This window comes from Methanospirillum stamsii, from assembly GCF_003173335.1.
In the GTDB taxonomy this organism is placed as follows: Archaea; Halobacteriota; Methanomicrobia; order Methanomicrobiales; family Methanospirillaceae; genus Methanospirillum; species Methanospirillum stamsii.
Window position 1 is genome coordinate 1 of record NZ_QGMZ01000073.1, and the last position, 7,811, is coordinate 7,811.

Sequence of the window (7,811 nt, forward strand, 5' to 3'; positions counted from 1 at the left end):
TATGATCTATTTACGCTGTGGGAAACTCAATTTTGACTTACCCACTTGAAATAGCGAAGAGGCTTCCTTTTCTCAGGAATAAAAAATAAATCTCCTCATTCTTCTATTTAGTTCATATATGCCTTCCTACTACCGATATACAGGCTCATTTATACAAGTATGAACAAACGACAAATATGAATCCGTACATGCGGTCCGGAGTATTATCTCTCATTCTTTTGTTTTTTTTAACTGGGATGGGTATGGCCTTGGAATTACCCGCAGATATATTTTACATTCAGGGCGGGGCAAGTACCATTACTGAAGAATCAACTGGAACATATGAGGTCATTGTTCAGGATATTGTTCCGTATCTTCATATCACTGATAGGTCTCAGGGGACGAGCTCATTGACGAATATTGAAAAATTGGAAACTCTTCCATATTCCATGAATGGCGTCCTGATGTTCTCCGGAGAGGATAATGAAAGTTCTCTCATGGCTGAAGTTTCAAATGTATCGGTCTCTGACGGAAACAAGACTCTCAAATTTCTGGCAAAACCCCTCGATTTTTACGACGGGGATGTGCTCAAACCTTTTGCTCATGATACTGATGCATTCATTATTGATGAGGCAGTGAAAAGCAGGATCATAGGTATTTATCTTGAAATTTTCAATCATCCACCTCAAAATGCACATTATCCAATATTTAATTTATAAGTGGATTCTATTATCTTTTTTTCATAACAAAATACTAAAAAGCACTCTTTTCGGAGACAACAGATAATATTGCTAATGCATTAATCTCAATATATCAGTATAGTAAAAATTTTTCGGGTAATTTAGGCTCAAGTTCCCAAAGGAATGAAAACCGGTATATTTAGGTTCACAAAAACCGAATTTAGATACTCATTTGTAGATGGTACCGTGACTGCAATAGATAAAAAATCCCTTTCTGAACGGGACATCTGTTCTAAATACATCACTCCGGCCATTGAACGGGCCGGATGGCATCTTCTTACCCAGGTCCGGGAAGAGGTGAATATCACGAAAGGAAGAGTGATAGTTACTACCGGCACAAAGCCGAAACGAGCGGAACCTCGTTTTGCTGATTATATCCTTTATTATAAACCGAATATTCCGGTTGCAGTCATTGAAGCGAAGGATAATAATCACAGTGTGGGGGCCGGAATGCAGCAGGCTCTTGGATATGCAGAGCTGATTGATGTCCCGTTTGTATTCAGTTCAAACGGTGATGCTTTTCTTTTTCATGATAAGACCGGTCAGAGCAGTGTCATTGAACAGGAGTTATCCCTTGATGCATTCCCCTCTCCTGAAGTTCTCTGGAATAGTTATTGCGTCTTGAAAGGGATCAATTCTGAAACGTCAAAGATAGTAACCCAGGATTATTTTGATGATGGGTCCGGAAAGACTCCACGGTATTATCAGATTATTGCAATCAACCGGACGATGGAAGCCATTGCAAAAGGACAACGACGAATTCTCCTGGTGATGGCCACCGGGACCGGGAAGACGTATACGGCGTTTCAGATAATATGGAGGCTCTGGAAGGCCGGGTCTGCGAAACGAATCCTCTTTCTTGCTGATCGGAATATTCTCGTAGATCAGACAAAGACCAACGATTTTAAGCCGTTTGGTAAGGCGATGACTAAGATCACGAACCGGAAGATAGACAAGAGTTATGAGATTTATCTCTCCCTCTATCAGGCGATTACCGGAACGGAGGATATCCAGAATATCTACAAGGAGTTCTCACCGGATTTCTTTGATCTGGTTGTCATTGACGAATGTCACCGGGGCAGTGCTGCTGAAGATGCTGCATGGCGGGATATCCTGACCTATTTCAACTCAGCGATTCATATTGGTCTGACTGCAACCCCGAAAGAGACGGAATATGTCAGCAATACGAACTATTTCGGAGAGCCAATCTACACCTACTCACTCAAGCAGGGGATTGAGGACGGGTTTCTTGCTCCATATCGGGTCATCCGGATTGATCTGGACAAGGACCTTGCCGGGTGGAGACCGGAGAAAGGGAAACGGGATCTCTATGGTCAGGAGATAGAGGACCGGATATATTATCAGAAGGACTTTGATAATAATCTGGTCCTGACAAAACGAACCGAACTTGTGGCAAAGAAGGTATCTGACTACCTGAAAAAGACCGATCCGTATGATAAGACCATCATATTCTGTGAGAATATCGATCATGCTGAACGGATGCGACAAAGTCTGGTTAATGAGAATTCGCAGGAGGTCTTGAAGTCAGAGCGTTACGTGGTCCGGATTACCGGTGACTCTCCGGAAGGAAAAGCAGAACTTGATAATTTTATCATGCCTGACAGCAGGTATCCGGTGATTGCTACAACAAGTAAACTGATGTCAACCGGTGTGGATGCCCAGACCTGTAAGGTTATCGTTCTTGACAAGAGTATTGAGTCGATGATAGAGTTTAAGCAGATCATTGGACGAGGTACCCGGATTAACGAAGAGTATAACAAATATTTCTTCACCATCATTGATTTTCGCAAAGCCACCGAACGGTTTGCTGATCCTGAGTTTGACGGTGATCCCATTCAGGATCCGGATTTTGATCCCAGAACTGGATCAGGAGGTACTGGAGGAGGAGAACCGCCTCATCCACCTCCTGATCCGCCAGAGCCATCTAATTCACGGAAATATGTAGTGAAAGATGTTGAGGTGTCAGTCGTTGCTGAGCGGGTTCAGTATTACGGGCCTGATGGCCGGCTGATTACCGAGTCCCTGAAGGATTACACCCGGAAAAACGTCATCAAATCCTATGCAACACTTGATGACTTTCTTACCCAGTGGACTGCTTCTGAACGGAAGACCGCCATCATTGAAGAGTTACAGCAGCACGGAGTTCTCTTTGATGCACTTGCAGAGGAGGTCGGGAGGGATCTGGATCCCTTTGATCTTATCTGTCATGTGGCCTATGGTCAGCCAAAGATGACAAGGAGACAGCGGGCCGACCGGGTGAAGAAAGCGAAGTATTTTGCAGAGTTCGGGGATCAGGCCAGGGCGGTTCTTATCTCCCTCCTTGACAAGTATGCGGATGAAGGGGTTGAGAACCTTGAGAGTATTGATGTGCTCAAGGTTGATCCCTTCCCCTCTTTTGGAACTCCTATTGAGATAGTGAAAGGCATTTTTGGCAGTAAGTCAAATTATCTCGCCACATTACATCGGATTGAGCAGTGCCTCTATAATCCTGCTTCCTGTTAGGTGATTCATGTCAATCAGCACGACGATTAAAGCAATACAAGACATTATGCGAAAAGATTCCGGGGTTGACGGGGACGCTCAGAGACTCAGTCAACTTGGATGGATGCTCTTTTTGAAGATTTATGACTCACGGGAGGAGGAGTTTGAGCTCAATGATGAATATCACTCACCGATTCCGGAAGAGTACCGGTGGAGGAGCTGGGCTGCCGATGAAGAAGGGATGACCGGAGAGACACTGCTTTCTTTCATCGATACCGGTCTCTTTCCGGCTCTGAAGGAGATCCCCCCAACCACCGGTCCGGGAATTGTTGTGAAACGGGTGTTTGAAAACTCGTACAACTATATGAAGAACGGGACGCTAATCCGGCAGGTCGTCAATAAACTAAACGAGATAGATTTCAATTCAAGCAAAGACCGGCATCTCTTCGGTGATATCTACGAAAAACTCTTGAAAGACCTGCAAAGTGCCGGGAATGCCGGTGAGTTTTACACCCCTCGTGCAATCACCCAGTTCATGGTGGAGATGGTCGCTCCCCGGCTCGAAGAGAAAAAACTAGACCCTGCAAGCGGGACCGGGGGCTTTCTTGCCTCCATGCTTGACTTCATCCGCCGGGACCAGGTGAAGAATGTCGAGGATGAGACAATTTTGCAACAGTCCATTCACGGCATCGAGAAGAAACCCCTTCCTCACCTGCTCTGCACGACCAACATGATCCTCCATGGGATTGATGTCCCGACCAATATCCAGCTCGATAACGCCCTATCCCGCCCGCTTCGTGATTATGGCAGGAAGGATCAGGTTGATGTGATCGTTACAAATCCTCCCTTTGGCGGGATGGAAGAGGATGGGATTGAGACGAATTTTCCATCCGGATTTCAGACCCGTGAGACTGCTGATCTGTTCCTGGTCCTTATCATGCATCTCCTCAAAGACGGAGGACGGGCGGCCATTGTTCTGCCGGACGGGACGCTCTTTGGTGAGGGTGTCAAGACCAGAATTAAAGAAAAACTCCTGACAGAGTGCAACCTGCATACGATTGTCAGGCTCCCGAACGGGGTGTTCAATCCCTATACCGGGATTAAGACGAATCTGCTCTTCTTCACAAAGGGAGAGCCGACGAAAGAGGTTTGGTATTATGAGCATCCCTATCCGGAAGGGTATAAGTCCTACTCAAAGACGAAACCGATTCGGATTGAGGAATTTGGTCCGGAGAAAGAGTGGTGGGATAACCGGGTCGAGAATGAGCATACCTGGCGGGTTTCGATAGATCAGATAAAAGAGTCCGGGTATAACCTTGATATCAAGAATCCTCATGTTGAGGATGAGGATCATGGTGATCCAATTGAACTGCTTGCCCGGTACCAGAAGATAGTATCCGAGGTCATCGAGACCAGAGAAAAACTGAAACAGGAACTCGCCGCTTGTCTGGAGAGGAATAATTGACCGAGGATATGACCGGGTTTCTCTTAGATCAGTTTGAGATCCTGGCAGATGCTCCGGGAGGGGTTCAACGGTTACGTGAATTAATATTGCAGCTGGCAGTGACCGGTAGGTTAGGGACCGGTGATGAGGGGGATGAATCAGCTGCTTTGCTCCTTAATAAAATTCAATCTGAAAAAGAAGTATTGTTATCCAAAAGAAAGATTAAGATAAAAGTAATATCTGAACTCCCTCAAATCATCAGTCTTAAATATTCAATTCCAAAGAATTGGCACTGGTATCGATTAGGGGATATTGTGTTCTTTCAGGAAGGTCCGGGTATAAGAAATTGGCAATTCCGTAAAGAAGGAGTAAAACTCCTCAATGTTGGTAATTTTGTTAATGGCCATTTAATTCTAGAAAATACAGACAAATATATATCAGAAGAAGAGTTTTATGAAAAATATCAACACTTCAAAATTGAAGAGGGAGATTTATTATTTGCAAGTTCAGGGGGCAGTTGGGGTAAAACTGCATGGTTTGTAGATCCCGGATACTTTGTAATTCTGAATACTAGTACAATTAGGTTAAATTTCTATTCAAAAACCTTTGAACCTCGATATCTTCAGTTGTTTATTCAGTGTGGTCATTTTAAACGACAGATGGAACTTCAATTGGTTGGTATGCAACCAAATTTTGGTTCAACTCATTTATCAAGAGTATATATCCCGCTACCACCAATTCCAGAACAAAAGCGAATAGTCGAGAAAGTCGATAGCCTCATGGCCCTGTTTGATGATCTGGAGGCCAAACAGACCCAGAAACACTCATCTCTGGTCAAACTCGGAACTGGGTCGCTCAATTCCCTGCAGCAATCCACCACAGAGGATGAGTTGATCCGGTGGTGGGGGCACATCCAGATGAATTTCGGGCTGATTTTTGATTGTGTGGAGAATGTCAAGACTCTTCGACAAAGGATATTAGAACTTGCTGTCAGGGGAATGCTAGGAACAACAGATGATAAGGATGAACCAGCATTATTGCTTATTAAAGCAATAAAGCAGATTCATTCAACAACATCAACAAATTCAAAAATAAATAGACACCTTGAATCAAACAACCATTGTAATGACTATCCATTTTCTATACCTAATAATTGGACTTGGGTCAAATTTGGTGAATTAATCCATGATTTAAAGTACGGGACTTCACAAAAGTGTGATTATACAATTGAGGGAGTCCCTGTTCTAAGAATTCCAAATATTTCAGAGGGAACACTAAATTTCCAAGATTTGAAGTATGGGGTGCTTTCAGCAAAAGAAGTACTAGAGTACAAATTAGAAAAAGGAGATCTTCTGTTTATCCGCTCAAATGGAAGTGTGTCTTTAGTGGGTAGAGCGGCATTGGTACCGTACAATCTTGATTCTTATGCTTATGCAGGATATTTAGTAAGGGCTAAGTTATACAAGCAACATCTCTCTCCTGAATTTATTCTTCAAGTGCTAAATTCTCAATTCACGCGAGAACAGATTGAAATCCCCATTAGGACTACATCAGGGGTAAAAAATATAAATAGCAAAGAAATATCTCGAATATTATTACCTCTCCCCCCTCTAGCAGAACAACAACGTATTGTCAAGAAAGTCGATAACCTCATGGCTCTTTGTGATCACTTAGAACAACGCTTAGAACACCGATCACATAGTGCCATTTCACTCTCCAATGCTACCATTCAACAGATAATTGGAATAACATAGATCTCCAGTATTTCTCACAAAAATTATATCATTGATAAACCGGATCTTAAAAAAGGAGTAACTCAAATCATTCCTGGATACGGTTTTTAATGAAAAGATCTTCATGTAAATAATTATTTCTTTTCTTTTCCAATATCTAACAATGTCATCTGATGTCTTTATCCCAATAGACGAGAATATTCAGGGGAGGCTTGATGCCTTAAAAGGACCTCAGGAAAATTATAATGAGGTTCTCATACGCCTTCTTACTGCATATGAACTCAATACTCTTTCCGAAGAAGATAAACGAGATATTGAGCAATCTATCCGGGAGATCCGTGAAGGGAAATATTGTTCAATTGAAGATCTGATGAAAGAAGAAGGACTTCTCTGATATTGTGCCATACGAGATTATCATTCCTGATCATATTCAAAAAAACATCCAAAACCTCCAGACTGTTGATAGAAAACGATTACTTAAGAAAATTTTAAACTGAAAGATGATCCATTCAGATTTGTAATCCGTATGATTGATTCCCCATTTTATCGAATGAGAGTGGGAAAATTCAGGGTTATTGTTGATATTGATAATCAGAGAGTATGTATTTGTATTGTGAAAGTTGGTGACCGAAGCACAGTCTATTCTTAATCTTATGGGATAAGCAGTTAGTACATTGGGAATTCCAGTATTGAGCCCAAAAATTTTATTTATCTCCCAGTCTTCTTTTAATCTCTTCAAGGGAGTAGACATTCCCAGTTTTATATTCTTCTTCAGCCCTTTGAATCCGACCACTCATCAGGGTCAAGCTCTTCTTCATCACAACATAGGGTGATGAGACGATCAATTACCTCAGCATAACTTTCGCCCGGATGAACCTTGAGATGGTCCAGAGCATGTATGGTTGATTCGGGAATTTGTATTGTTGATGCTGACATCTATTATCTGATTTCTCATTAACATGTAAAATTTGTTTGGGTGCAGGAAATGTATGGATTTTATTGATATAATTGAAAAACTGGTTTCAAAAATTTTCAATTAGACATATCAGTAATAAAAAGAAATTATCACGATATTGGAGCTCGGTTCTATGCATATACTATTTCACCCAAAATATTAGATTTATATCGTGGTTTGATGGTATTCATCATAACAAGGTCAACTTTTCTATTGAATATATCTTCAAGATAAAATTTACAATCCATGAAATTTTCAAAGGATTTTTCGCCTTTTCGAAACGAAACCAAAATGTCGACATCACTACCTAAGTTTATGAATTTATAACTTACAAATGACTAATTCGCTTTTCTTCAAACAATTTTTTGAAACCCATCTTCTTCAGCTGACTCGCTATTTTATCATTAAGATTCAGGTACCAGTAACATTTCTCTTCATTTTCTACTTCAATCTCTACA

7 protein-coding genes are annotated in these 7,811 nt (G+C 41.8%); 5 read left to right on the plus strand and 2 right to left on the minus strand.

Translation table 11 applies throughout. The features are described 5' to 3' along the window. The first annotated feature begins 176 nt into the window (after nt 1–176). From DLD82_RS17855 to DLD82_RS17875, 5 genes are all read left to right on the plus strand, one after another. The gene (locus DLD82_RS17855) at nt 177–698 is read left to right on the plus strand and encodes a hypothetical protein (RefSeq protein ID WP_181391527.1); all 522 of its coding nucleotides are present in this window, start codon (nt 177–179) and stop codon (nt 696–698) included. 207 nt (nt 699–905) lie between these two features. Then, a complete protein-coding gene (gene hsdR, locus DLD82_RS17860) occupies nt 906–3,242 on the plus strand; it encodes an EcoAI/FtnUII family type I restriction enzme subunit R (RefSeq protein ID WP_219968501.1) in 2,337 nt (778 codons plus the stop codon). 7 nt (nt 3,243–3,249) lie between these two features. Next, nucleotides 3,250–4,686, plus strand: coding sequence for an HsdM family class I SAM-dependent methyltransferase (locus tag DLD82_RS17865; RefSeq protein ID WP_109942488.1), 1,437 nt, complete (start codon nt 3,250–3,252; stop codon nt 4,684–4,686). Then, entirely contained in the window at nt 4,683–6,419 is a 1,737-nt protein-coding gene (locus DLD82_RS17870; RefSeq protein WP_109942489.1) for a restriction endonuclease subunit S, read from the plus strand. The genes DLD82_RS17865 and DLD82_RS17870 overlap by 4 nt, the downstream gene beginning before the upstream one ends. 142 nt (nt 6,420–6,561) lie before the next feature. After that, entirely contained in the window at nt 6,562–6,792 is a 231-nt protein-coding gene (locus tag DLD82_RS17875) for a DUF7557 family protein (RefSeq protein ID WP_109942490.1), read from the plus strand. 377 nt (nt 6,793–7,169) lie between these two features. Here the strand turns inward: DLD82_RS17875 and DLD82_RS18795 are convergent, their stop codons facing one another. Further along, on the minus strand, nt 7,170–7,334 hold the full coding sequence (locus tag DLD82_RS18795; protein WP_181391528.1) for a DUF7557 family protein: 165 nt from the start codon (nt 7,332–7,334) through the stop codon (nt 7,170–7,172). Nucleotides 7,335–7,484: 150 nt separating this feature from the next. Further along, a complete protein-coding gene (locus tag DLD82_RS19400; protein WP_109942492.1) occupies nt 7,485–7,670 on the minus strand; it encodes a nucleotidyltransferase family protein in 186 nt (61 codons plus the stop codon). Nucleotides 7,671–7,811: the final 141 nt, after the last annotated feature.

Coding starts and splice junctions, on each gene's coding strand:
- DLD82_RS17855 (WP_181391527.1), top strand. CDS start 177: ATGAATCCGTACATGCGGTCCGGAGTATTATCTCTCATTCTTTTGTTT.
- DLD82_RS17865 (WP_109942488.1), top strand. CDS start 3,250: ATGTCAATCAGCACGACGATTAAAGCAATACAAGACATTATGCGAAAA.
- DLD82_RS17875 (WP_109942490.1), top strand. CDS start 6,562: ATGTCATCTGATGTCTTTATCCCAATAGACGAGAATATTCAGGGGAGG.
- DLD82_RS18795 (WP_181391528.1), bottom strand. CDS start 7,334: ATGTCAGCATCAACAATACAAATTCCCGAATCAACCATACATGCTCTG.